This window comes from Mesorhizobium sp. M6A.T.Ce.TU.002.03.1.1, assembly GCF_003997275.1.
Taxonomy (GTDB): domain Bacteria; phylum Pseudomonadota; class Alphaproteobacteria; order Rhizobiales; family Rhizobiaceae; genus Mesorhizobium; species Mesorhizobium mediterraneum.
On the sequence record NZ_RZTI01000015.1, the window covers coordinates 51,865 to 76,256 of the forward strand.

21 protein-coding genes and 1 pseudogene are annotated in these 24,392 nt (G+C 60.7%); 9 read left to right on the forward strand and 13 right to left on the reverse strand.

Annotated features, from left to right (window positions below):
• On the forward strand, nt 1-1,278 hold a 1,278-nt coding region (locus EOC93_RS07385; protein WP_245461388.1), incomplete at its 5' end, for an acyltransferase family protein.
• Between the two features lie 489 nt (nt 1,279-1,767).
• Here the strand turns inward: EOC93_RS07385 and EOC93_RS07390 are convergent.
• Nucleotides 1,768-2,907 (reverse strand): porin, encoded by a 1,140-nt coding sequence (locus tag EOC93_RS07390; protein ID WP_127204242.1) that lies wholly within the window; start codon nt 2,905-2,907, stop codon nt 1,768-1,770.
• A gap of 681 nt (nt 2,908-3,588) precedes the next feature.
• Here EOC93_RS07390 and EOC93_RS07395 point away from each other — a divergent pair.
• Nucleotides 3,589-3,945 (forward strand): hypothetical protein, encoded by a 357-nt coding sequence (locus EOC93_RS07395; protein WP_091595902.1) that lies wholly within the window; start codon nt 3,589-3,591, stop codon nt 3,943-3,945.
• Between the two features lie 504 nt (nt 3,946-4,449).
• A pseudogene (gene hemN / locus EOC93_RS07400) lies at nt 4,450-5,565 on the forward strand (oxygen-independent coproporphyrinogen III oxidase); the annotation flags it as partial.
• A gap of 243 nt (nt 5,566-5,808) precedes the next feature.
• Here the strand turns inward: hemN and EOC93_RS07405 are convergent.
• From EOC93_RS07405 to EOC93_RS07450, 10 genes are all read right to left on the reverse strand, one after another.
• Nucleotides 5,809-7,452 carry an MFS transporter gene (locus tag EOC93_RS07405; RefSeq protein ID WP_029354881.1) on the reverse strand — a complete coding sequence of 548 codons (1,644 nt, stop codon included), beginning with the start codon at nt 7,450-7,452 and terminating at the stop codon, nt 5,809-5,811.
• Nucleotides 7,453-7,624: 172 nt separating this feature from the next.
• Nucleotides 7,625-8,608 (reverse strand): beta-ketoacyl-ACP synthase III, encoded by a 984-nt coding sequence (locus EOC93_RS07410; protein WP_127204244.1) that lies wholly within the window; start codon nt 8,606-8,608, stop codon nt 7,625-7,627.
• Complete coding sequence (locus EOC93_RS07415; RefSeq protein WP_127204245.1) at nt 8,605-9,870, reverse strand: adenosylmethionine--8-amino-7-oxononanoate transaminase; 1,266 nt, start codon at nt 9,868-9,870, stop codon at nt 8,605-8,607. Before EOC93_RS07415 ends, EOC93_RS07410 begins: the two co-directional genes overlap by 4 nt.
• Nucleotides 9,870-10,505, reverse strand: a complete 636-nt coding sequence (bioD, locus tag EOC93_RS07420; RefSeq protein ID WP_029354884.1) for a dethiobiotin synthase — start codon at nt 10,503-10,505, stop codon at nt 9,870-9,872. Before bioD ends, EOC93_RS07415 begins: the two co-directional genes overlap by 1 nt.
• Nucleotides 10,502-11,641, reverse strand: coding sequence for an 8-amino-7-oxononanoate synthase (locus EOC93_RS07425; protein WP_127204246.1), 1,140 nt, complete (start codon nt 11,639-11,641; stop codon nt 10,502-10,504). Before EOC93_RS07425 ends, bioD begins: the two co-directional genes overlap by 4 nt.
• Nucleotides 11,638-12,606 carry a biotin synthase BioB gene (gene bioB, locus EOC93_RS07430; protein WP_245461392.1) on the reverse strand — a complete coding sequence of 323 codons (969 nt, stop codon included), beginning with the start codon at nt 12,604-12,606 and terminating at the stop codon, nt 11,638-11,640. The genes EOC93_RS07425 and bioB overlap by 4 nt, the downstream gene beginning before the upstream one ends.
• Before the next feature lie 207 nt (nt 12,607-12,813).
• The gene (gene nadC / locus EOC93_RS07435) at nt 12,814-13,695 is read right to left on the reverse strand and encodes a carboxylating nicotinate-nucleotide diphosphorylase (protein ID WP_185928335.1); all 882 of its coding nucleotides are present in this window, start codon (nt 13,693-13,695) and stop codon (nt 12,814-12,816) included.
• Nucleotide 13,696: 1 nt separating this feature from the next.
• A complete protein-coding gene (locus tag EOC93_RS07440; RefSeq protein WP_127204248.1) occupies nt 13,697-15,238 on the reverse strand; it encodes an L-aspartate oxidase in 1,542 nt (513 codons plus the stop codon).
• On the reverse strand, nt 15,235-16,209 hold the full coding sequence (nadA, locus tag EOC93_RS07445; RefSeq protein ID WP_126057765.1) for a quinolinate synthase NadA: 975 nt from the start codon (nt 16,207-16,209) through the stop codon (nt 15,235-15,237). The genes EOC93_RS07440 and nadA overlap by 4 nt, the downstream gene beginning before the upstream one ends.
• A 62-nt stretch (nt 16,210-16,271) precedes the next feature.
• Nucleotides 16,272-17,234: a membrane protein gene (locus EOC93_RS07450; RefSeq protein WP_024505567.1), complete on the reverse strand. Its 963-nt coding sequence runs from the start codon at nt 17,232-17,234 to the stop codon at nt 16,272-16,274.
• Nucleotides 17,235-17,406: 172 nt separating this feature from the next.
• Here EOC93_RS07450 and panB point away from each other — a divergent pair, with 172 nt between their 5' ends.
• The 4 genes from panB to EOC93_RS07470 all read left to right on the forward strand — a co-directional run bounded on the left by panB (nt 17,407) and on the right by EOC93_RS07470 (nt 20,692).
• Nucleotides 17,407-18,243 (forward strand): 3-methyl-2-oxobutanoate hydroxymethyltransferase, encoded by an 837-nt coding sequence (gene panB / locus EOC93_RS07455; RefSeq protein ID WP_127204249.1) that lies wholly within the window; start codon nt 17,407-17,409, stop codon nt 18,241-18,243.
• Complete coding sequence (gene panC / locus EOC93_RS07460; RefSeq protein ID WP_127204250.1) at nt 18,240-19,148, forward strand: pantoate--beta-alanine ligase; 909 nt, start codon at nt 18,240-18,242, stop codon at nt 19,146-19,148. Before panB ends, panC begins: the two co-directional genes overlap by 4 nt.
• 99 nt (nt 19,149-19,247) lie before the next feature.
• Entirely contained in the window at nt 19,248-19,967 is a 720-nt protein-coding gene (locus EOC93_RS07465) for a LuxR family transcriptional regulator (RefSeq protein WP_127204251.1), read from the forward strand.
• Nucleotides 19,968-20,059: 92 nt separating this feature from the next.
• Nucleotides 20,060-20,692, forward strand: coding sequence for an acyl-homoserine-lactone synthase (locus EOC93_RS07470; RefSeq protein WP_095486082.1), 633 nt, complete (start codon nt 20,060-20,062; stop codon nt 20,690-20,692).
• Nucleotides 20,693-21,070: 378 nt separating this feature from the next.
• Here EOC93_RS07470 and EOC93_RS34665 read toward each other — a convergent pair whose 3' ends face one another.
• The gene (locus tag EOC93_RS34665) at nt 21,071-21,304 is read right to left on the reverse strand and encodes a DUF6074 family protein (protein ID WP_245461389.1); all 234 of its coding nucleotides are present in this window, start codon (nt 21,302-21,304) and stop codon (nt 21,071-21,073) included.
• 329 nt (nt 21,305-21,633) lie between these two features.
• On the opposite strand from EOC93_RS34665, the gene EOC93_RS07480 reads away from it, so the two are divergent.
• Nucleotides 21,634-22,545, forward strand: coding sequence for a Crp/Fnr family transcriptional regulator (locus tag EOC93_RS07480; protein WP_348627590.1), 912 nt, complete (start codon nt 21,634-21,636; stop codon nt 22,543-22,545).
• A 488-nt stretch (nt 22,546-23,033) separates the two neighbouring features.
• On the opposite strand, the gene EOC93_RS07490 is transcribed toward EOC93_RS07480, so the two are convergent.
• The gene (locus EOC93_RS07490) at nt 23,034-23,423 is read right to left on the reverse strand and encodes a hypothetical protein (protein ID WP_029354905.1); all 390 of its coding nucleotides are present in this window, start codon (nt 23,421-23,423) and stop codon (nt 23,034-23,036) included.
• Between the two features lie 707 nt (nt 23,424-24,130).
• Between EOC93_RS07490 and EOC93_RS07495 the strand changes: the two genes are divergently transcribed.
• The coding region (locus tag EOC93_RS07495) for a cation:dicarboxylase symporter family transporter (RefSeq protein ID WP_127204252.1) at nt 24,131-24,392 on the forward strand (262 nt) is incomplete at its 3' end.

A 24,392-nucleotide genomic window follows, 5' to 3' on the forward strand; every position in this document is an offset into this window, starting at 1 on the left:
CTCATGTTGGGCGCCCTGCTCATGCTCAAACGCCCCCCGCCGTTGGGCAACCGATTCCTGATGGAGTCGGTGGGGTTGGCCGGATTTGGCCTTCTCGCCATCGGGTTCTTCGCGATTTCGGAGAGTGATCCGTTCCCAGGCTACAACGCCTTGTATCCATGCATGGGAACGGCCCTTCTGATCTATGTTGGCCAAAATTCCCCCTCGACGGTCGCCAGCCGCATGCTCGAAGTCCGGCCGCTGGTCTGGATTGGGCTCATCTCGTATTCGTTGTATCTTGTTCACTGGCCGCTCAATGCGTTCGCGCATTATCTTTCGTTCCAAAAACTCGATCCGTTGATGACCGGTGCGATGTTGGTGGCAAGCCTCGCATTGGCTGCATTCTCCTGGAAGTTTGTAGAGCAGCCGTTTCGACAGAAGAGGACCTTCACCGCCCCGGGGCCTATCTTCGCCTTTTCAGCGCTCGCGATCGTTGTTCTTTGTGCCGGCGGAGCGGCGGGGGCGCTCGGCAACGGCTTTCCGCAACGGTTTCCGGACTATGTCCAGCGGCGCATTTCCGTCGGGGACTGGAGGAATGGCATCTGTTTCAACGAGGGCACCAGCCGGATCGAAAGCTGGAATATGGAGGATTGCACGCGCACTCGCGGTTTTCCAACAACGGTTTTTTTGTGGGGCGACTCCTTCGCCGCGCACTATGTTTCCGGCCTGGGTGCTAACATAAATCGGTTGCAGGCGAACATCGTGGAATATACGTACGCCGGCTGCCCGCCGATACTCTCTTACTACTCTTACGCTCGTCTTGATTGTGTCCGGTTCAATCGCAAGGCCTTGGACATCATCTTGGAAGCGGACATCAAGACGGTTATCCTCAGCGGTAAATGGAGTGACTATGAGGTCAGAGGCTTCGACGGTCTTCAGCAAACAATCGATACGCTTCGTGCCCTGGGCGTGCGCGTGTTTGTCATCGGCCAGTCTCCGCAGTTCCCAACTGACGTCCGGAAAATTGCGTTCTTCGCCAAGCGCCAAAATCTGGACGATACGTCCTGGCCGATGGCGATGGACCCCGGCATCAACGAACGTGTGCGCTCATTTACCAAAGGCGCCACATTCATCGATCCGCTGAAATTCCTGTGCAGCGCAGGACGCTGCCCCTATTCCGACAGAGGAGAGTTTATGTATTTCGACTATGGTCATTTCTCTTCAGCCGGCGCCACACTGGCAATCTCGAAATACTGGCCGGCTTTTGGCAAAGACAATGCTCTTCCTAAGACGAAGTAGCGGGTCAGACGGCTGACAAGCACCAGTGCGGGTCCCTGTGATTGCTCCTGCTTCGGCAGCAGCCGCGACGATGGAGCTGTTCAGGTTTAAGGCCACCCGATAGCGACCTAGGATGGGTGCTGCCACGCGGATCGGACTAAGCGTGCATTATCACGTAAATGTTGAGAGAATGAATGGCGCCGCGAAGGGCAATTCCAGCCATCCACAGCGACAGGCGTGTCGCGGTCCCGACATTGCAGTGGCACTTACCTGACACGGCCTCACACTGCCCTCTAAACGGCCCCGAATTTGAACTGACCACCCCTGGCCGGTTCATTGGGCAGGTCAAGGGCTAGGCTGTATTACACAGGGCTCACCCCTTTCAGTCTCAAGTTGGTACGATGGGCCGTGGACGGTCGATGCAGACTTCAAGGATGGCGAAAGAAGCTCTCTATGCGTGCGTTGTCGAGGCAAGTGCCTTTGCCAGAGATGCTCGCGGCTGGAGAGATTTCAAAATGAGCGTTGGAAGCGGAGAATGCCGCCGACGCTGTTCGGCTTGCTCGTGCCCTTGACGGTCGTAGGGTCGGCAGGGCCGACGCCAAAGTTGCCGTAGTGGTCGTAATCGACCTCGGCTGTGACCGTGAAGCCAGGAACGACCATATAGACGACGTTTGCAGCCAAACCAGAATTCTTGAGCTGATCACTCGAGACCTGAAAGTTGAACGAAGTTTTCTCGTCAAACTCGTAGGTGGTGCCCGCCCAGAAAGCCCACTGGCCGTTCCAGATGTTGTACGAGCCGCGCACATGATTGGCGATTGCGCCGTTTGAGTCCTCGTTGAGACTGCCATTGGAACCGTAGCCGAACAGTCCAAACAGCGACAGCTGGTTTGTGACAGCGACGTCGACACGGATCTTGCCGGCCAAAGCTTCGTAGTTGCTGTCATAAGCCGCGACGCCGGTGATCGAGCCCCAGCCTTGCGTGTATTTCAAGCCGGCGACAACGTGCGGAATATAGCTGTCGATAGTACCGGCTGAGCCCGATCCTTGTTCGAGCGAAATCACGGTCGAAATGCCGTTGCCGGCGTCGAAGTAGTACTGAGCCACGTTGGTGTCGAAGCCGGCCGACCGAACGAGCATACTATCGAGAACGTTGCCAGCGTAGCTTACAAACGTATCGAAGGCCGACCCGTCCTTGCCAACTCGCAGGCCCCCCAGCTCGACCCAGGCAGAAGCCAGTGCGAGGCCGCTGTTGAAATCATAGTTCTGAGGACTGTCATGCGAGTTAGCGCTATTGCCAAAATTCACGTGGGTTTCGGTATAGGTCGTCAACGCGCCGAGCTCGGTCTGCTGGCCGCTCCAAGTTTTGAACGTGAAGCGTGTGTTGTTTCGCCAAGTGCCTTGGTCCTCGCCAGTTCTCACATCCGAGGTTCTTGCGCTGTCATAGGATCGGACATCACCCAGGCCGATATCATAACGGACATAGCCGCCGATGCGCAGGCAGGTGTCGGTGTTGGGAATATAGAAATACCCCGAGCCGAGGACGTCGCAGATCTTGATGTACTCGGCCGGTTCCCGCTCGGCGCCAGCTGCTCGAACGACGGAGGCGGCGATCAGAGCAGTTAAGCCGAGAAGACGATTCTTGATGTACATGTCTAGATCTCCATGAAGGAATAAAAAGGATAGAGGCGTAAGAGAAAGCTTTACTCTAAATTTTGTGCGTGTTGTCTCCAACTTGTGGACGTAAAACCGCTTGACATGGGAGGTTATCCAGCGTAAAAGCCACATGTACTTAGAATAGTGTTTTCTGCTAGGAGATTCATTATCGTTTATATGTGAAACACTCCGGTCAGACCGCTGCAGCCTCGGAATAGAGCAGCAAGCGACATGCCAACCTGAAGCGTAGATGCGGCCGACACCAAAATGGGCCGACGCGCCTTCGTCTCGCTGGAATCACTTTTTTTGAGGGTCACTGCGAAAAGCAATGTGCGACACGGTTCGCCATGTTCGATATGTGACAGTCTCGTTTAACAGCGACGGCTTCCCGTCTGACCGCAACGGAGGCCGCTTCATGCGCTACCGAGAAGGATTACTGCGCGCGTGCGGTCCGCAAGGGCTGCGCCAGGAACAGAGGGCGTCCACGTCCGATGTGTCGCATGGTGGCCGAAGCACCTTTTCGCCGCTGTAAGTTCGCCGTGCAGGTACATTGCGCGGCCGATAGCGAGAAGGGATCGCACCCTGAAACGGTTGCCTACGGCTCGCCTCGAGTAATTGGCGATGAACAGCATTCTCGAGAACTTAGTCTCGACGGAAAGAGCAACGAAAGGAAGCCGCTTGGACGAGCACGATCCGAAGGAAGAACTGATCGAGACCATTTTCCGCAACGGCACAATCACTGCCGTGGGTATCCTGCTTGCCTTTTCGCTCGGCTTCCTCACTCATTGGGCGGCGAACCCCTTGCCATGGCAACTCTACGATCTGTTCGCCGTAGTGCCGATCCTGCTCGGCATCGCACTGCAGATGAGAGCGCTGTCCATGCTGCTCGACATGAGTTCCTTGCGCCGCCCCATCTACGAACGCGCCAATCGCATTTTCATGGTCGGCCTCATCCAGACCGCGTGTGGCGTCGGGATGGCCATCTTGGTCGATCTTTTCGGGATATCGGTAGGGGGCACGCTGCCCGGCGCTTGACGACAAGCCACACCGCCGCTCATCGCTCGAAGCGACGTCAAGCCGGGGAGCCTTGTGCACCCCCTAGCGGCGCCTTCCTTTCATCAAATGAGCGGACGTCAGCTTTAGAGCGTCTCGGTGGCTAAAGCCGGTATGGTTTTTCGGCCGGCAGGGAAGGCCGCTGGCTGGACCTGGATGGCGTCTGAACGAGGCTTGACAGGTGCGTTGCGACGTTTGGCGTCGGACATGAATTTCGCATTGCAAAGTTCTTCCGCAGACGCCTCAAGTACACTGCACTGGCGTCACGTACTCAAACGTTGAATGCGGCACCGCACCATCACCTCAGGCGGAACCATGGCACGCGCACTCCCCGGCGTGGTTGATACCGTCCTGTCCAACCGAGACTGCGACATCGCCGCCTCCGCCTTGAAAACGCGGAGAAAGCGGGACGCACTGACTTAGGTCAGAGACAGGACGAGCGCGCAACGAAACAATGATGGATCAGCGACGTGGGACGACAGCTCCTTGCACACCTCAATCCTGACAAAGTACCGGGACCCCCGGCCGCCTTGGTATACCATGTATCCGACTGTGCCAGACTTCTCTGCGGCGGTTGGTGCTGACGATTATGAGGAATGGCTGAGGGGCCTCCCGGCCGACGAATCGGTGTCGCTCTATTTCCACATTCCGTTTTGCCGATCCATGTGCTGGTATTGCGGCTTCCCTACCGCGGTCACCCGTCGCAACGGCCCGATCCTTAATTATTTGGCGGTGCTGCGTCAGGAGATCAGTTTGGTGTCGGAGCAAGCGCGGCAAGGGCTGCCGGTGAGCGATGTGCATTTCGGCGGCGGAACGCCTCACCTTATCGGGCCAGCCGAGCACTTGGCGCTGATGGAATTTCTACGCCGCCACTTCGCTTTCAGCAAAACTGCTGCGATCGCCGTGGAGATCGATCCCCGAACGTTCACACCGGAAATGGCCGAAGCCTTGGCAGCTACCGGTGTCAACCGCGCGAGCATCGGCGTGCAGAGCTTTGATCCCGATGTGCAAAAGGCGATCAATCGGATCCAGAGTAAGGTGCAGACGGCCGCTGCCGTCGAAAATCTCCGCCGGCATGGCGTTGGCCATATCAACTTCGATCTCATCTTCGGTCTCCCGAAACAGACTGTGCAGTCCTGCATCCAGACCGCGATGGCTGCGGTCGCCATGCGCCCCAACCGGTTTGCGGTGTTCGGCTACGCGCATATTCCTTCCGTGATAAAGAATCAGCGCCTAATCGAGCAGGCAGGTCTACCGGACGGCGATGTTCGCGCCGAACGGGCTGCAGCTGTCGCCGAGACACTGGTTGGCGCCGGCTACCGGGAGATCGGGCTCGATCATTTCGCTCTGCCGGACGACGAACTCGCGCTAGCGCAGAAGACCGGGCGCCTGCGGCGTAATTCGCTGGGATACTCGGCCGATACTTGCAAAACCGTGATCGGCTTCGGCGCGTCGGCTATTGGCCGAGTCGGCGAGGGGTACGTTCAGAACGAAGTAATACGGGATTCTTACGCCCGGCACATCGCAAGTGGACGTCTGGCGACATCAAAGGGCCACCGTCTGACCGACGATGACCGGGTGCGCGCAGCAATCATCGAGCGACCGAATCGATGAGTTGAGGCCACGACTCCGAAGGCATCAGACCTTGTTTGGCGCTCGTCGGCATGGGCTCTCGCAGAAGACTCCGCAAGCGCATGCAGGGGACTTCCACTTGACGCCGCGTTCATCATCATCTCGCCTGGGTGCGCTCGATCGCACAACTCGGAGCACGCTGCTCTCGGTGTGAGGCTGTGCTCTGCAAAGCACCGGTGATCCACCCTGTCCCTGGATAGCAGCTTGATGGCGTCATCTTGGAGGACGAGAAAAGATTGTCGAGGTACGGGTACGAATTGCCTCGGTCGTTCGTTCAATCGAAAGCACTGTCTGCGGAGGCACCTCTCCTTCATGCAGTGACAGGAGATGCTGGCCGACTTCCTTATCTGCTGCGGTGAGTCGATGATTTAGGCGGAGAAAGTCCATCCAGGTGGGGGTGCGGAATGTCTCCGTCCAAAGTGACGGTGTTTGCAGATTTCGCTGGAGCGTCCAGTTTCGTGCACCGGCACGGCTCTGGACGTGTCGCCGCGTGCGCATGTAGCCCAGAAAGGCCTCGATATTTTCCTCCGATATCAAATACTCGACCTTGGCCACGATAGGGCCACTTCTGGGTTTCAGATCGAGAGCCACGTCCGGCGGATGAAAAACTGAACTTTCTTGATCCGTTTCTTCCCAGGGACGGACCGGCAACACGATCCCCGCTGCTGCAACCAGCAACAGAGCGCCCGCGGCGCCCTCCAATGCTGAGGTCAAGGAATAGTTTTGCGCGACAGAACCCCAGATCCAGCTGCCAGCAGCCATACCGCCTGCGCTCAAGGCGTAGTAAATGGAGAGCGTGCGGCCTACAACCCACCTTGGGCTTGCCAACTGCACCGACACGTCAATGCCCGTCCAGGTGATAAGCCAACCCGCTCCGCCGAGCGCCAGCGAAATGGCCGCCACAGGAACCGACGATGTCAGGGCAAGGGAGAGGCAACAGACTGCACAAGCCACAGAGGCGAAGGCCACCAGCCTGTTTTGAGACGTGACCTTCCTCAAGAAGCCGTTGCCCATGCCCGCGATGAAAGCACCCATGCCGAAGCCGGCCAATAAGATACCGTAGACAATTGGCCCACTCTTCAACTGATCCCGGACGACGAGAGGGAGCAACGCCAGAATGGAGATGCTTGCCAATCCGAAAAGAGCTGCTCGGGCGGTCGCTGCCCTGATCTCCAAAGACATCGCCGTAAAGCGCACTCCGTCATGAATTGCCGTCGTCATTCTCTCACGAGGGAGAGGCGAAGAGCGGACCTCCCATTTGGTGCGCCATATAGCGCTTATAGGCGCCAGATCACTCACCGCAGCCAAGGCGAAAGCGGCCAGCGGCCCAAAGACGGCCAGGATCACGCCCCCTAAGGCCGGACCAACGCTGCGCACAATGTTGTATCCGACGGACATAAGCGTCACTGCGGCCGGAATGTCGCGTTTGTGAAGGATATCGCCGACCGAAGCGTGCCAGGCCGGATCATTCAAGGCAAAGCCGCAGCCGGCCAGGAAACCTAACCCGAGAATCAGCCAAGGACTGACAAATCCCAGACCCACAGAAATCATCAGCGTCATCGACGCCGATGCTATCAGGCAGTGTCCCGCAAACATCACCCACCGGCGGCTGAAGTTGTCGGCAATGGCTCCGGCGAAAACTGAGAGGAAGAACACCGGCAATGTAGATGCGGCCTGGACGAGTGCAACCATAAGGTCGGACGCAGAAATCGTTGCCATAAGCCAACTGATGGCGACCGTTTGCACTAGCCAACCCAGGCTGGAAATCTGGGTGGCCGTCCAAATTGAGCGAAACACCTTGTTTCGAAATGGGGCGAGCGTCTTTGAAACGGGCGGTTGAGGATTTTCGCTCTGCATGAGGTTTTGCTGGCCTTCGATGAGCGCTGCGATTTGAGCAAGCGGTTCGGTACTTAGACATCGCGGAGCACCGCACGGAACCAGCTCTATGGAGCTTGCCGGCGACTATTTACGTATTGAGCCATTCTCATAGTCTCATTCATGAGCAGTCCTGTGCGCAAGCGTCGCTTTACTAAATTCCCACGACAAGCGCGCCGCCGCTGAGACCCGCACCCGCTGCCGCCAAGAGGACTTTCTCGCCAGGCCGAAACGGCTGCGCCCGATGGGCGAGCGACAATGAGAGCGGGATCGTCGCGGCGGAAGAGTTGCCATATTCGGCGATCGTCTTGACCATCGAGTGATCTGTGATGCCGAGGTTCCTGCCGACCGCGTCGAAAATGCGAGCATTGGCCTGATGCGGCACGAAACGATCGAGGTCTTGCGGCCTCAGTCGGGCAGCAGTGAGCGCATCTCTCGAGCAGGCGGTCATCATCTCCACGGCCTTGCTGAATACTTCACGGCCGTCAGTGATCGTCATCCGTGTCTGCGCGAGGTCGAGCTCGCCATGGAACGGCGTGTTGCTTCCGCCGGCGGGAATCTGGATCAGCCCGTAGCCCGAACCGTCGGAATCCACCGAAGCACCAAGAATGCCCCGGTCAGTGTCTTCGCACGGGCCGATCACCACGGCGCCGGCGGCATCGGCAAACAGCACGGCGCTGGCGCGCTCGGCCGAATTGATGCGGCGGCTGAGGATGTTGGCGGCGATGACAAGGCTCGCTTTGCCGTGCAGGCGGGTGAACCCGTCGGCGAACATCAGCGCATAGATGAAGCCGGCGCAGGCGCCGGTCAGGTCGATCGCGCCGGCGCGACCTAGTCCCAGCCGATGTGCGACCAGGGGCGCGCTTGGCGGCAGAAGATGATCGGGTGTGGAGGTAGCGAGCAACAGTAGGCCGATGTCGCCGCGGTCGATACCGGCATTGGTCAGCGCCATGTCGCCGGCGTGCGCGGCAAGGGCCGACAGCGTGTCTTCGTCCGCTGCCCAGAAGCGCGACCGTATCCCGGTGCGCCGCTCGATCCAGCCGGGTTCAAGCCCGAGACGATCTTCGATTTCCGGATTCTCCACCTTGCGCGCGGGCGCATGATGGCCAAACCCGAGAATGCGCGATGATCGGCTCATGGCTTTGAGCCGAAGCGTTCGCCGGCCTCCTCGATGGCGTCATAGAGCCCATCCAACTCGTTGCCGGTAATGCAATAGGGCGGCAGAAGGTACAGGACATTGCCGAGCGGGCGCACGAGCAGGCCGCGCTCAAGAAAAAAAGCGCGCAGTTTTGGCCCGATCTCGGCCAGATAACCGGCTGAGCCGGTGCGTAGGTCGAGTGCCGTGATGGTGCCGGTTGCCCGGCAATCGGTGAAGCGGGGGTTGTCGCGAAAGCGCTGGAGGCCAGCGGCCTGCATCGCGCTCGAGGCCGCGATCCGCTCGGCCACCGGCTCGTCGTGCCAGATCTCGACATTGGCAAGTGCCGCCGCGCATGCAATCGGATTGGCGGTGTAGGAGCTCGAATGGAAAAACGTCTTCTTGCGATCCTCGGAATAGTGAGCCTGGAAGATGGCATCGGTGGCGATCGTGGCGGCCAGCGGGATGGTACCACCGGTCAGACCTTTCGAGGTGCACAGGATGTCCGGCGAGACGGACGCCTGTTCGCAGGCGAACATGGTTCCGGTGCGCCCCCAGCCGGTCATCACTTCATCGGCGATCAGCAGCGTGCCGGCGGCCTCAGTGATCCTCTTCAATTCGGTCAGAACCCAGGCCGGATACATGAGCATGCCGCCGGCGCCGAGCACGAGCGGCTCGACGATCAGCGCGGCGGCGCGCCGGTCGCGGGAGAGTGCCTCGAACCGATCCAGCGTTTCCTGCTCGTGCCCGGCGGCCGGGAAGGGGATGGTGTCGACCTCGAACAGCAAGGGCTCGTAGGCGGCGTTGAACACGCCACGGGCGCCGACGCTCATCGCCCCGATCGTGTCACCATGATAGCTGTGCTCCATGACGACGATGCGCGAACGCGGCGCGCCGATGTTGCGGAAATAGCCGAGCGCCATCTTCAGCGCGACTTCGATTGAGGTCGAGCCACTGTCGGAATAGAACACCCGGTCAAGGCCGGCGGGTGCGAGGCCGACAAGCGCCTCGGCCAGGCGCTCGGCCGGCTCGTGGGTGAAGCCTGCGAAGATGATCTGGTCGAGGCTCGACGCGGTCGTCTCGATGGCCTTCATGATGCGGGGGTGGCGGTGGCCATGAGTGACGACCCACCAGGAAGAAATCGCATCCAGGATGCGGGAGCCGTCGGCCTTGTGGAGATAGGCGCCTTCAGTCAGCACGATTTCAGGGATCGAGGGCTCTAGCGCGTGCTGCGTGAACGGATGCCAGACTCGAGACTGCGCCATCAGTCGCCTCCGGCAATCATGGCCAGGTCGAAGCCGGAAATCATTGCATCTCTCAACGTTTCGCCCGTCAGCGGACCGAGGTGCGGCAGCCTGCCGAGCTGCGGCACGCCGCCGAATTCCACGATTGTCCTTTGCGTATCGGCCACCTCTTCGCCCATGAAGGCAATGCCGATGAGCGGGATGGAGCGGGCTCTCAGGGCCTCGATCGACAACAGCGTATGATTGATGGTGCCGAGCGCGGTGCGGGCGCACAGTATGACCGGCAGCCGCCATTGTTCGAATATGTCAATGAACCTTGTCTGTCGATTGAGCGGCACCATCAGCCCGCCGGCGCCTTCGATGACGAGCGGTGTCGGCAGGACCGGAAATGAAAGATCGTCGGCCTCGATCGCGACGCCGTCGATTTCGGCTGATCGATGCGGCGACAGCGGCATCGTCAGTCGATAGACTTCGGGCAGCACGCGTCCGTCGGGCAAGCCGGAAAGCCGGGCGACGACCTCGCTGTCAGTCTCCTCGTCGAGGCCCGATTGCACCGGCTTCCAGTAGAAGCCGTCGAGCAGCCCGGCAAGTCCGGCCGAAAACACTGTCTTGCCAATTCCGGTGTCTGTTCCGGTGACGACGATGCGTTTGGTCATGCTGTGGCCAACACCTCGACGAGAGCCTCGACCATGGCGGAAATGTCGGTCTCATCGACGTTGAGCGTCAGCGAAATGCGCAGGCGCGATGTGCCCTCGGGCACCGTCGGCGGACGTATGCCGCGTATGTCGAAGCCGCGTGCCTGCAGGGCCGCCGCCACCGCCATGGTGCGCCCAACGTCGCCGATGACAAATGGCTGGATCTGCGAGCCGCTGGGTACGACGCCGCAGCGCTCGGCCAATTGGCGGCCGGCGCAGGCAACGCGTTCCTGCAGCTGAGCGCGGCGCATGGGCTCGTCGGACAGAATAGTCAGCGCTTCGCGCGCCGCGGCCGCCATCAGCGGCGAGGGCGCGGTGGCGTAGATGAACGGCCGGCACCGGTTGACGAGATAATCGCACAGTGTCCTCGGCCCGGTGACGAGTGCACCGGATGCGCCGAGCGCCTTGCCGCATGAGTGGAGCGTGACGATGTTGTCGCGGCCTTGGCACGCGGCGGCCAGTCCCCGGCCGTCCGGTCCCCAGACGCCGGTGGCATGCGCTTCATCGAAGACGATGAATGCCTGGTACCGATCAGCCAGCGCGACCAGGCTCTCCATCGGCGCGCGGTCGCCATCCATGCTGTAAAGGCTTTCGACGGCGATCCACACTCGCCCCATGCCGCCTTCAGCGCGCCAGCGGGTGATTGCGTCCTCGACAGCGTCGACGTCGTTGTGCGCGGCCAGCTTGAACTCGGCGCGCCCGGCCTGCGCGCCCTCATGCATGCTGGCATGGGCGAGTTCGTCGAGGACCAGCAGGTCGCCTTTCTGCGGCAGCGCGGTCAACAGGGCGAAGTTGGCGATGTAGCCGCTGCCAAAGAACAGCGCACGGTCGGCGCCGAAGAATGCCGCGGCGTCCGCCTCCAGTTGCTCATGTTCCGGTGCGTTGCCGCGCAACAGCCGCGACCCGGTGGCGCCAACCGGCGTGCCCCGCGCAATCGCCGCCGCAACCGCTTCGCCAAGTCTTTTGGAGGCGGCAAGTCCGAGATAGTCGTTCGACGAGAAGTCAAGACCGGCGCGCGGTGCGAGCGTCCGCAACCGGTCCTTGCGCGCCAGTCCGCGCAAGGATGCGTCATAGCGGGCAAGAATTGCCTCGTTCATTGCGTGGCGAGTTCCATCGGCTCGATGCCGAGACGCTGGAACAGAAGGCTATCCTTGTCCTCGCCGGGATTGTCCGCCGTCAGCAGCGTGTCGCCGACAAAGATCGAGTTAGCGCCGGCAAAGAAGCACAACGCCTGCGTTTCGTCGCTCATCGCCGTCCTGCCGGCGGACAGCCTTACACAGGATTTCGGCATCATCACCCGCGCGAGCGCAACGATGCGGACGAAATCGATCGGATCGATGGCGTCGGCCGCGGCAAGCGGCGTGCCTTCGATGGGAATAAGCATGTTGATCGGCACGCTTTCCGGCGGCTCGGGCAGGTTCGCGAGCGTGACCAGCATGTCGATGCGATCGGTCTTTTCTTCTCCCATCCCGACGATGCCGCCGCAGCAGACTTTCATCCCAACCGCGCGCACGTGCCCAAGCGTTTCCAGCCGGTCGGCAAAAGTCCTGGTTGAAATAACCTCGCCATAGTAGCGCTCAGAGGTATCGATGTTGTGGTTATAGTAGTCGAGACCGGCCTGCTTCAGGCGAGCAGCTTGCTCAAGATCGAGCGTGCCGAGTGTCATGCAGGTCTCCATGCCGAGCGCCTTGACGCCCTCGATCATGGCGACCACGACGTCCATGTCGCGCTCCTTGGGACTTCGCCACGCCGCGCCCATGCAATAGCGCGTTGCGCCGCCATCACGCGCCTTGGCCGCTTCGTCGATGACATGCTTGACGTTCATCAGCTTCGACGCCTTCACCCCGGTTTCGTAATGCGCAGACTGGCTGCAATAGCCGCAATCTTCGGGGCAGCCGCCGGTCTTGATGCTAAGGAGCCGCGACAGCTGCACTCGGTTTCGATCGAAGTTCTGGCGGTGGATCGTCTGAGCTAGGAACAGCAGATCGTTGAATGGCATGCCGTAGATGGCCTCAGCCTCTTTGCGGTTCCATCGCGGAGGCGTTCCATCGACCGATTGCATGGTCTGGTTCACGTCGAACTCCGAGTTCATTCCAACCGTCATCGTCAAACCTTTGTTGCTAGTCCGGTACGCCTTCAGGAGTCTGTCGACCGGCAAGCCCGGTCCGACTTGGCTTTGGAGCGCACTCGCTAAAAGGCGAGCTGCGGCACGTCTTCCCACCGCCTTCCTACGCCTGCCGAGCTGATGTTGCTCCTCATGCCGTAATCCTCAGTTCAAATGCTTGCAGATGTTCTGGTGGTCCGGCATGTCCAGGCCGATGTCGAGGATCGGGGCGCTGTGCGTCAGCCATCCCATGGAGATGAGATCGACACCGGTCGCCGCAATCGCCGCCGCCGTTTTCGGCGTCACCCGACCGGAAGCCTCGGTGATCGTACGGCCACCCACTATAGAAACCGCGCGGGCAAGATCCTCGACCGACATATTGTCGAGCAGCACCGCGTCAACACCAATCGCGAGCGCTGCATCGAGCTGCTTCAGCGTGTCGACCTCAACCTCGACCTTCACCATATGCCCTGCGGCGGCGCGCGCCCGCTCTATTGCTGTGCGGATATCGCCGGCGATCGCGATGTGGTTGTCCTTTATGAGCACGCCGTCATCGAGGCCGAAGCGGTGATTGGCACCGCCGCCGACGCGCACGGCGTATTTTTCCAATACCCGCAGGCCGGGCGTCGTCTTTCGCGTCGATACGATCCTCGCCTTGTGACCGCGCACGGCCTCAACCATCGCCGCTGTGGCAGTGGCAATGCCGCTCAGCCGGCATAAGAAATTGAGGGCAGTGCGTTCGGCCGTGAGCAGGCCTCGCGCGGGTCCGGACAATTTTGCAATGGTTTCCCCGGCCCCGACATCGCTGCCATCAGGGCGCCAGATCTGGATGTTGATCGCCGGTTCCACGAGCAGGAAGGCGTACGAGACCAGATCGAGCCCGGCAACGACGCCCGCCTGCCTCGATTTGAGCACCAACGTGGCAGTGCAATCATGCGGGATAACCGCATCGCTGGTCAGGTCGCCGCATCTGCCCAGGTCTTCGAGGAGCGCACCGCGCACAATCGGTTCGATTAGGGTCGCGGGGAGGGGGGAGAATGAAATCATATCAGGTGCTCCGTATGGTAGCCCGGCAATCGAGTGCGGCCGCGGCCCGCATTGCGCTGTGCAGTGTCAGCCGTGATGGGCGCGCGTCGGCATCGTGGAGCGGGAAATCGGACCGACAGTGCGCGCCTCGACTCTCTTCCCGCCCCAGGGCCGCCACGGCGATCATCAGTGAGACCAAAGCCGGGCCAGAGGCAGCGACATTGTCAGCTGCGATCGGCAGCAGGGTCGCCACCGCTTCGCGCATTGCCTCGCCGTCGCGGATGATACCCAGGGCGGCGGAGACAATTGGGCGGACCGCGGAAGCGTCTGGTCTTGGAGGGATGAATGTGGAGCATCTGCGCGGTCGCCGGGTATACGACGTGCCGGCAACGCTTTCGGCAACCCAGCTCGCGGTGACCGCCGCTTCGGTGAGCGAGTTGCTGGCCAGGCGGTTGGCGCCGTGCAGGCCGGTACAGGCGACCTCACCGCAGGCCCACAATCCCTCGATGGAGCTGCGGCCGGCGCTGTCTACGGCGACGCCGCCCATGTGATAATGTGCCGCCGGGCGCACCGGGATCGGGTCGGTCGCGGGGTCGACCCCTGCGCTCCGGCACAATTCGGCGATGCCTGGAAAACGCTTGCTAAATCTCGGGCCGAGACTTTGCCGTGCATCCAGGAATACGCGGCGTCCAACGGCAAGCTGGTGCCAAATGGCGCGCGCGACGACGTCGCGAGGCGCAAGTTCACCGCCAGGTGTGTCAGCGAGGAAGCGCTCTCCTCGCTTATCGATGAGCACCGCGCCTTCGCCACGCACGGCTTCGCTCACCAGCGGCATCGGCCGGCGCGGACCGTCGAGCGCAGTTGGATGGAACTGTATGAATTCCAAGTCGGCGAGTTCCGCCCCCGCCCATGCGGCGAGCGCCAGCCCGTGACCCCATGAGCCAGCGGGGTTTGTCGTATCGCAAAACAGCCCGCCGACGCCGCCAGTCGCCAGCACCGCGCGACGCGTGGGCAGAGCGAGCGCGCCGGCTCGTCCTGCGGCGACCACGGCGATGACCGACCCGTCCTGCACGACCAGCCGGCGGACCTCCACATTTTCGATAGTGGTGATCGAGGCTGTACGCCGAACCGCGGCGATGAGCACGCGCACCAACTCGCGACCGGTGGCGTCGCCAGCTGCATGCACAATCCGCCGTCGCGAGTGTGCCGCCTCGAGCCCAAGTCGCAACGCGCGGTCAGGGTGCTGGTCGAAGGCGACGCCGAACCTTTGGATCGTCCTAATCGCTTCGGGTGCAGCTCGGACCACTCGCCGCACCGTGGCCTCGTCGCAGAGTCCGTCGCCGGCAGCTATCGTGTCGCAAAGGTGAAAATCCGGGCCGTCGTCGCCGCCGAGACTTGCCGCAAGACCGCCCTGGGCAAGCTCACTGCAGGCTCCGGTTCCAAGCGGCGCGTTGGTCAAAAGCACGACCGGTTCCGGCGCCAGATGAAGCGCCGTCATCAGGCCGGCAATGCCGCCGCCGATGACGACCGGCGCCCCGGCGATGTCGCGAACCTCCAGGCTCATAGGGAAAGCATGCGCTCGACCGCGCGGCGGGCGGGGCCGGCAATTTCCGGATCAATCCGGACCTCATGCCGGTTCTGCTCGAGCGCGGCGCGAATGTTGGCGAGGTTGATGCGCTTCATGTGCGGGCACAGGTTGCATGGGCGAACGAACTCGACGTCGGGATGCGCGACCGCGACGTTGTCGCTCATCGAACATTCGGTCAGAAGGACGACACGCGTCGGTTTCTCCCGCTCGACATAATCCGACATCGCTGCGGTCGAGCCGGAGAACTCCGCCTCCGCGACAACGTCTGGTGGGCATTCTGGATGGGCCAGCACGATGACGCCTGGATGGGCATCGCGCAGTTCCCGAATGTCTGCTGCGGTGAAGCGCTCATGCACCTCGCAATGGCCTTTCCAGGCGATGATCTCGACGTCTGTATCGGCTGCCACGTTCCTCGCCAGATATTCGTCCGGCAGCATCAGCACACGCGCCACGCCAAGCGATTCCACCACCGCCTTCGCGTTGCCGGACGTGCAGCAGATGTCGGACTCCGCTTTTACGGCGGCCGATGTGTTGACGTAAGTAACAACGGGGACCCCCGGATACCGCAGCCGCATTAACCGCACGTCGTCTGCCGTGATCGATTCGGCCAGCGAGCAGCCGGCGCTGAGATCCGGGATGAGCACGGTCTTGTTCGGATTGAGCAGTTTTGCCGTCTCGGCCATGAAATGAACGCCGGCAACCACGATGATGTCGGCGTCGACCGTCACCGCCTTGTGGGCCAACGCCAGGCTGTCGCCGACGATGTCTGCCACGCAATGAAAAATTTCGGGCGTCTGGTAATTGTGCGCCAGCACCACCGCATTGCGCTCACGCTTCAGCGCTAAGATGGCTTCAATATCGCCGGCGAACGCGAGCCATTCAACGGGAGGGATCACCCGCCGGACACGCTCATACAGGGACGCAGCCATAGGTAACGCCCCAGTCATTGGCGCCTCGATTATATTCGGTTTGACAATAAGGGAATATGTCTACCTTGACTATAAGTATGTCAAGCCCGCGCCAGCGGTAATTTTGTCCCGGCGATAGCCCTGTCGTCGAGAACGGCATGGCGGAAGCGATAAAGCTTCGCCGGTCGGCCGCCCGTGTCGAGGGAGGTCTCCCCAGTCTCCTCAACAAGTTCCTGCTGCTCGACCAATCTCCGGAAGTTCGGCTTGTTGATGAGCCTGCCAGCCAGAGCTTCCACGGTTCGCTGCAGTTGCAGCAGCGTGAAGGAAGGCCGCATAAGCTCGAACACGACCGGCCGGTATTTGATCTTCGAACGCAGCCGCGCGATCCCGGTTGCCAGAATACGACGGTGGTCAGCGACCATTGGTTTGCCAGCCGCGGCCGCAATCGCGTCCCTGCCGCCACCGGCCTCTTCAATCAGAGCAGCTTCATAGAGCAACTCGTAGCGTTGGAGCGTGAGTTCCTCGTTCCAATGGCGGTCGTCGAAGCCGAAGGCTATCGCAGCGCGCTGCCGGCGCTCGCGTTGAGTGGTCGGCTCGCTGGCGCCGCCGGCCCACTCAATCAGGCGGGGCCGCAATCTATCGAGCAGCACAGGCGGCGTGCCGAAGCGGTGGTCCTCCCAGGGAAAATATTCGTACCAACTTTGCCAGCCGCACGCGGCCGAGTTCGTTGCCTGTTCCTTCCTGGTCAATGCAAGATAGCTGATTGAGATGACGCGCTGGTGGCGCTCAGTGCCGATGCGATCGCGATCGGCGAAGGTGTAGAGTTGCTCGATGTATCCCAGTGCATGGCCGGTCTGCTGCTCCACCCACCCCCTCAAACCCGACTGCAGCGATCGATGCTCAAGCGCAAAAGGTCCAGAAGGGAGGGTGTCCGCATGACCGACGGTGAGGACACAGGGCTCACTGTCGTTTACGGCGACCACGACGGCAGTCAGGTCCACTTTGGCTTCGTCAGCTTTGACGGCGGCTTTGCCTTTCTTGGTTCTTCTTGTCTGAGGATCCATGTTTGCGAAAGTGGGTTGGCCCAACGGAGCGCCTTAATCGATTGAATGTAACCTTGGCAGCCAGCACGTCAACACCGTAGTACTCAAGCGCTGTTTTTAGCTCTTCGCAGTCGCACAAAAATATGCCAAACGCGACACCCGCTGTTGGTAACGTAAGGGAAGGGGGCGTCGGTTGAGCGCGGCTGGTGAGATAAAAGGGATTACCCCTCCAGATATTCGATTGCGAAAAGGCCAGACGCCACTTGTATGCTTGACGGCCTACACCACGCCGGTCGCGAGGCTACTCGATCGCCACTGCGACATCGTTCTTGTCGGCGACAGCGTCGGCATGGTGCTGCACGGCCTGTCGTCGACGCTGGGCGTCACGCTCGACATGATGATCATGCACGGACAGGCCGTTCGCCGCGGCCTTGAACACGCACTGATGGTCGTCGACCTGCCCTTCGGTTCCTACGAGGAAAGCCCAGAGCACGCTTTCGGCAACGCTGCGCGGGTGATGGGTGAGACCGGTTGTTCAGCGGTGAAGCTCGAGGGCGGCGAGACCATCGCGGAAACCATCCGCTTCCTTACCGCGCGCGGCGTACCTGTCATGGCCCATGTGGGGCTGACGCCGCAGGCGGTAAACACGTTCGGAGGCTATCGTGTGCAGGGCCGGGGAGCCGATGCAGAGCGGATCAGGCGCGACGCCAGGGCGGTAACCGAGGCGGGCGCCTTCTCCTTGGTGCTCGAAAAGATACCGGAGCAGCTTGCACGGCAGATAACCGCCGATATCGACATACCCACCATCGGCATCGGTGCCTCGCCATCTTGCGACGGCCAGATTCTGGTGAGCGACGATATGCTCGGGCTCTTCACATCATTTCGGCCGAAGTTCGTCAAACGCTATGCCGAGCTCGGTGAGCAGGCTGAGGCGGCAATCGCCGCTTACGCCACCGATGTGCGGAACCGGCACTTTCCGGCGGTCGAACATCTCTATGTCAACGCCTTGAAGGCCGGAGACTTCACATGAGCGTGCCGATCGCTCGAACCGTGAGCGAGCTGCGCGCCGTCGTTGCGCAATGGCGTCGCTCGGGTGCCACGATCGGTACTGTGCCGACCATGGGAGCCTTGCACGACGGGCATCTGAGCCTTGTGCGGAAGGCGCTTGAAAGGGCCGAGCGGGTGATCGTGACGCTGTTCGTAAACCCCAAGCAGTTCAACAGCCCCGCCGACCTGATTGCCTATCCTCGGACGGAAAGCGAAGATGCTGCCAAGCTCGCGCCGCTGGGCACGCATCTGCTCTATGTGCCGGACGCAGAGGAAATGTACCCGGCGGGCTTCGCCACGGTCGTTTCAGTGTCCGGCATCAGCGAATGCCTGTGCGGCGCATTCCGGCCCGGCCATTTCAATGGCGTGGCGACGGTCGTGGCCAAGCTCTTCCTGCAGGCCGGCGCTGACTTCGCCTTTTTTGGCGAAAAGGATTTTCAGCAACTTCAGCTTGTCAGGCGCTTGGTCCGGGACCTCGACATTCCGATCACTATTGTGCCCTGTCCGACAGTCCGCGAAGCCGATGGTCTTGCGCTATCGTCGCGTAACGTGCGGCTCTCCCCAGCCCAACGCGCCATTGCCCCAAAACTAGCATCGGTCCTGCTCGATACGGCCGAGCGGCTTGCACGCGGCTCTCCCATCCTGCCTACGCTTGATGAAGCGCGTGCAACAATTCTGGCTGCCGGCTATCGCGAGCTCGAATACCTGGAGCTTCGCGGAGAAACAGACCTGCAATCGTTAGCAAGCCTTGACCGACCGGCACGCTTGCTTGCTGCGGCTTGGCTTGGCGACACGCGGCTCATCGATAACGTCGCAATATCACCCATCGGTAGTTGGTCAGGTGCGCGGAGCTCTCTCCAATCGGAAGCAGCACAGCAATTGCGGTGATGACGGCGGCGCGTCGTACGCCCTGCAGGGACAGGCCATCATTTAGAACCACGTCTCCGCCCGGCTTCCAGCAACCTCCGCGAGGTACGCAAAGCGCAGATGCATCGCGTATTTGAAACCTTGGTCGAGCAACTCTCTGCAAGCGTCGATGCCGTCGATCTCCATGAGGCAATGGCGTCCGCCGCAGCCGGATTCGACTTTCCGTTCTTCGCTTATTTCACCTACCCATCCGCTTCCGGCGACACGCCGCGATTGATCTCGAATTATCCATCATCATGGACATCACATTACCTGCAACTGCGCTACCACAGCGTGGATCCCGTGATCCTGCGGGGACTGCGAGGCTGGGATACCTTCGACTGGGGTGTGGACCGCGATCACCGTTATTTGCCGACCTCGCAGCAGGAAGTCCTGGAAAAAGCAGCTGAGTTCGGCATTCGCGGCGGACTGACCATGTCGATGCATGATCCTCGCGGCCGGTTCGCCGCACTGACCTTCGCCTCCAACGAGGCGCATCCGCCACTTTTGAGGTCGCTGACGCGCTACGAAAAAGCAATGCAGTTGGTTGCGATCAACGTTCATATCCATGCCCGGCGCAGGCTCGCCGAAGATTGCGTGGTAGATGGCATAACGCTCACCCCGCGGGAGTTCGAGTGCCTGAAATGGGCGGCGTGCGGCAAGTCGGCCTGGGATATCAGCCAGATTCTCGGTGTCTCGAAACGCACCGTGACCTTCCATCAGGAAAACGCCAAGGCGAAGCTTGGCGTGCGAACCATCAACCAGGCCATAGTGCGGATGGCTGCTCGGGCGAGATCCTGATCCTCTCCAAGGCTAGCTGTAAAGGTCTACAGGCTGCATTCATGACGGCTTTGCCCTTCGATTGCGTGGACACATCCCGCACGGAGACGACAATGATGCAGCTGATAACACCCGACTGCTACGCCGAGTTCGCGAGCGAACTCAGGGAAATGCACGGGCTTAGGTATCGGGTTTTCAAGAAGCGGCTCGATTGGGAAGTGCAGACCGAAGGCGAAATGGAAACGGACCCGTTTGACAGCCTGAACCCCGTCTACCTACTTCTCAAGGGGTCCGATTGGCGAACTTGCGGCTGCGTCCGCCTTTTGCCGACCACCGGACCGACTATGTTGCGCGATACGTTTCCGGCGCTGCTGGATGAGATGGTGGTCCCTGCGAGTGCCGATATCTGGGAGAGTAGTCGTTTCGCGCTCGATCTCCCTGCGACAGCGCCGAAGGCTGCTGGCGGCCTGGCACAAGCAACCTACGAGCTCTTCGCGGGCATCATCGAATTCGGCTTGGCCAACAATCTCTCCGGGATCGTAACGGTGACAGATACGCGCATCGAAAGGATCCTTCGTCTCGCGACCTGGCCGTTGTCACGTATCGGACAGCCCCAGCAGGTCGGCAACACCGAGGCAGTCGCCGGCTTCCTCGAGATTTCCTACGCCAGTCTCTTGCGCATCCGCTGGAGGGGACGCCTGAACGGGCCGGTGTTGTGGCAACCAGTTCTCATCCAATCGGCATAGCGCCTGCGGATGCTCAGCCGTGACCTGGGTTAAGTCTGCTCACGGCCGCCACCGCCCGCCGTCAAGCTGAGGGGACCCGGCCCCACGAGCATTCGACTGTTCCGGTCGATCGACTCGCGCGGCCGGACTTCGGATTTCCGTAGGCGCAACCCGCAGTCCAGCGTGAGCACGCCAAAATGGCGCCCGTCCGCTTGGAAAGAAGCCAATGTGGCTTCTGAGGTCGCCTTGGAATATTGGACCGGCCGCCGTGAGCGATCCCAACCTCAAACCTTTGCCGGTATGCCGGTTTGGCCGGACCGTCGGCCAGTCGGAGCAGTCCCCCGATAAGGACCCGAGCTGACGCGCGATCCAACAGCGCCCAAGCCTATGCTATGTGCATTACCGTTCGGTTGGCCATATCGTCCAAGACCGCATGAAGAAGGCTTCCAACCTCCTGCGCAGCGAACTCTGCGCAATTCCTACATCGGACAATTGAATGAGCATTTTCTTGGCAGCACAGCGCCAGAACGCACTCGCCGCCTCGCCCTTCTTGGTCTCGAGGGCCTGGGCGATACTTTCGACCAATGTGCGTCGCCGATCCAGCGGAAATACCCAAAAGTTTGAGTCATGCATCAATCACCTCACAGTTTCAGTTCCACAAAGAAAACACCGGCGTCTTCAAAAGCGCCCCGCTAGCGCGGTGACGGTTCGCGGCGACATGACGAGTTCCACTTCCCCGTCGACAAGCCATTGGGCGATGAGCCGCCGGACCGCACATCCGACCGCAGATACGGTGAACCACCATTGCTGATCCGGCTGCGTTTCCTGTGCCGTTCCGCGACGAGGCGTTCCAGCCCGAATTGACGTCCAATGACTTGATTTCTGAAAGGGCAGGGCGGTACGAATCACCCGATTGTTCCGCCGCTTACATTCCTGCGAGCTTGTGTATGAACGATTAAAGCGTGCCCGAGCCGTTCTTGGTGGCCGCAGAAGGGAATCATGTCATCCGCGCCTATCGTAAGGCCGCGCGACTTCTAGCATGGCTGCACTGCCCCGATAGGGCTTTGCAATCGCGCGTTTCGAAGCCTATGCTTTGGCATCGGCCGTCAGTTACTTCGGATGCAGCCGACAGTAAGAGGTACGCGCTCTTGCCCGCATGGGAGAGAGCCTTGCCCGAATCCCTTTTTCGCAACCGGGTGCTGAAATCCCTTTCGCCGGAGGACTTCGCGCTGTTGCGACCTTCGCTGCATCGCGTCGAACTGGACATCAAGGCTCAGTTGGAGATCGCGCATCAGCCGATCAGGAATGGATATTTTCCCGAGAGGGGCGTCGCCTCGGTGGTCGCCACCATGACCGGCGGACGGCAATGTGAAGTCGGCATTATCGGATATGACGGGATGACAGGAATTGCCGTCATTCTCGGACAGGACAGCTCTTCCAACGACACCTATATCCAGGCCGCAGGCAATGGCTGGCGCCTGCCGGTTGAAATCCTTCGTCCTGCGGTTGCGGAAAGCCCGTCGCTGCGCACGTCAGTGCTGGACTATGCCCACGCGTTCCTTGTCCAGTCGTCCCGGACGGCACTGGTCAATGGCCACTCCAAAATCGAGGAACGGCTGGCCCGCTGGTTGCTGATGATCCATGACCGCTCTGACGGAGACAAGATCTACCTGACGCATGAATTTCTGGCGACCATGCTCGGCGCCCGCCGTCCCGGGGTCACCACGGCCCTGCAAATGCTTGAATATCGAGGACTTGTCCGTGCCAAGCGCGGCGAGGTCACGATTATCGACCGCGTCGGATTGATGGAACTCACGCATGGCGCTTACGGCGAGGAGGAGCAACGTTATTTCGGCCTGGCCACCGCTGCCTGATTGTCCGGTATCGGACATAGGCTTGAAGGCTGCCGAACTCCCGTCCTAGATCGTGTCAGTCGGAGTTTCAGGGAGGCGGGTGAAAAAGCCGCCGAAGCCTATGTTCTGTCCAGAGGCAAGGCCCGGTTCCTCTCCACCGCCCAGGCGATCCGCGCCATTCGAACGCTTATGCCGGCGTGCAAAGCGACCGATCGCGAGTTGAGGAATTGGTGGCGGCGACGTCCATCGTTCACGGTGTGCCCGTCGCCTTCGACGCAAAAACAGCCGAGGGAGTAGAACCACGGCTGCATTCCTAGGGGGGCATGCCGCGCCGTCCAGACTGTCAGATCGGGCATTCGTCAGATGGTTGTCCGCTAACTTAACTGGCAGAGTCTACAGGACGTGTCCAGCATTGCGAACTCACCGATCGCTTGGCGGCCAAAGCTGCCGGCAAGCGATCGCCTCATCCAGCCGTCTGCACCATCTCATCACAGACATCATCGGTGATGCTACCTGCCCAGCATATGTCCAGCATTTCGCAGGGCGGCCAGAAGGAGCCTCGCATAGCCTGTGACATCGATCTGGGCCTGCATGGACAGGGGCATGCTGGTCCAGTTCTCCAATGGTGCAATGAAAGGTGAGAAGGTGCCATTGACAAGGCAACAGCAGCTAACAAGGCCCTCTCGGTCCAATGCCACCACACCGATCTTGTCGCCTGGATATCCAATGGCTGCGACTCGCTGGACCTCCAGGTCACCGTCAACCCGCACGTCGAAAAGAAGGCTACCACGGCTCCTCGTGGCTATCTCAGCCGCCTTCTCATCAAAGCTTGAAGAGAGCAAGCGGACGCTTTCCACCGCCATCTGGAAAATCACCAAATCCAGTTCATTCACGGCCATATGGGCAATTGCGCGCAATGGGTGGTGATTGCAATGACACACACTGCTTGTTCACAGATGTCGGTCACGAACGATCATTCGTCGGGTTCCGGTTCCGACCAACGGTGTGGCCACCTGATCGTGCTGCGGTTCGAACATTCCTAACGCGAGCCGAGCGCTGTTGATGAGGATGGAGTCTAGGTCTCGGGCCCTGCCTCGCGGCTTGCTCATCCTTGGCAGACCCCTTGCAACGCCGCCGCGATGGCGCAAACGCCAGATGACGCTGATCCATCGCTTAATCGTGAACTGAGCTTCTGAACACCCTTGGTGGGACAGCAGGGTGGAAGGGCTTGACCAACGCTGCCGCCGTTTTCGAAGAGGGCCCGTCCTCGATTGAATCTTTGGAGCCCCGTGCGGCGCGCAGGAAAATGTTGACCATCTGGACGCAGGTCCCAGACCCCAAGGCAAACAGGGAACCTTCCAGCCAGCCAAGCTGCGCCGAAGCAAAGAGCGACCTTTGGAATTCCCAAGAACGGACCCTTCCATAGTTGACTGGCAACCGCAGCGCGAGTGCGGGAGAGCGAACAAGCACTGCGTGAGAGGTCCTGCGCGTTTTCCCCTCTTTGCTATTTGGCACATCGCTTGCGCCGAAGTGGGCGCAGCGTTCGACCGGAGCACTGCATGGGAGAAGGAGGAGCCCCACCCCGATCCGGTCAAGGAGAGAAACGGTGTTGGTTCCACAAGTCCCCATAGCGAACGCAGCGGCCCGCAAGCGCCATTTTGCCCGGGCCTACGTGCAGGTGCTTGCCGCCATAATCCTGGGTGCTGCAATCGGCTATTTCCATTTGGAGACCGGCCAGAGCCTGAAGCCGCTCGGCGATGCCTTCGTCGATGTCGTCAAGATAATCACCGTACCTGTCATCTTCCTGACAATAGCGACCGGCATTGCCGGCATGAGCGATCTGCAGAAGGTCGGCCGAGTTGCCGCCA

Bases quoted from the DNA above. Each gene is read 5' to 3' on its own strand.
- EOC93_RS07390 (WP_127204242.1), bottom strand. From the start codon at position 2,907: ATGTACATCAAGAATCGTCTTCTCGGCTTAACTGCTCTGATCGCCGCC.
- EOC93_RS07405 (WP_029354881.1), bottom strand. From the start codon at position 7,452: ATGCAGAGCGAAAATCCTCAACCGCCCGTTTCAAAGACGCTCGCCCCA.
- EOC93_RS07410 (WP_127204244.1), bottom strand. From the start codon at position 8,608: ATGAGCCGATCATCGCGCATTCTCGGGTTTGGCCATCATGCGCCCGCG.
- EOC93_RS07415 (WP_127204245.1), bottom strand. From the start codon at position 9,870: ATGGCGCAGTCTCGAGTCTGGCATCCGTTCACGCAGCACGCGCTAGAG.
- bioD (WP_029354884.1), bottom strand. From the start codon at position 10,505: ATGACCAAACGCATCGTCGTCACCGGAACAGACACCGGAATTGGCAAG.
- EOC93_RS07425 (WP_127204246.1), bottom strand. From the start codon at position 11,641: ATGAACGAGGCAATTCTTGCCCGCTATGACGCATCCTTGCGCGGACTG.
- bioB (WP_245461392.1), bottom strand. From the start codon at position 12,606: ATGCAATCGGTCGATGGAACGCCTCCGCGATGGAACCGCAAAGAGGCT.
- nadC (WP_185928335.1), bottom strand. From the start codon at position 13,695: ATGATTTCATTCTCCCCCCTCCCCGCGACCCTAATCGAACCGATTGTG.
- EOC93_RS07440 (WP_127204248.1), bottom strand. From the start codon at position 15,238: ATGAGCCTGGAGGTTCGCGACATCGCCGGGGCGCCGGTCGTCATCGGC.
- nadA (WP_126057765.1), bottom strand. From the start codon at position 16,209: ATGACTGGGGCGTTACCTATGGCTGCGTCCCTGTATGAGCGTGTCCGG.
- EOC93_RS07450 (WP_024505567.1), bottom strand. From the start codon at position 17,234: ATGGATCCTCAGACAAGAAGAACCAAGAAAGGCAAAGCCGCCGTCAAA.
- panC (WP_127204250.1), top strand. From the start codon at position 18,240: ATGAGCGTGCCGATCGCTCGAACCGTGAGCGAGCTGCGCGCCGTCGTT.
- EOC93_RS07465 (WP_127204251.1), top strand. From the start codon at position 19,248: ATGCATCGCGTATTTGAAACCTTGGTCGAGCAACTCTCTGCAAGCGTC.
- EOC93_RS07470 (WP_095486082.1), top strand. From the start codon at position 20,060: ATGATGCAGCTGATAACACCCGACTGCTACGCCGAGTTCGCGAGCGAA.
- EOC93_RS34665 (WP_245461389.1), bottom strand. From the start codon at position 21,304: ATGCATGACTCAAACTTTTGGGTATTTCCGCTGGATCGGCGACGCACA.
- EOC93_RS07490 (WP_029354905.1), bottom strand. From the start codon at position 23,423: ATGGCCGTGAATGAACTGGATTTGGTGATTTTCCAGATGGCGGTGGAA.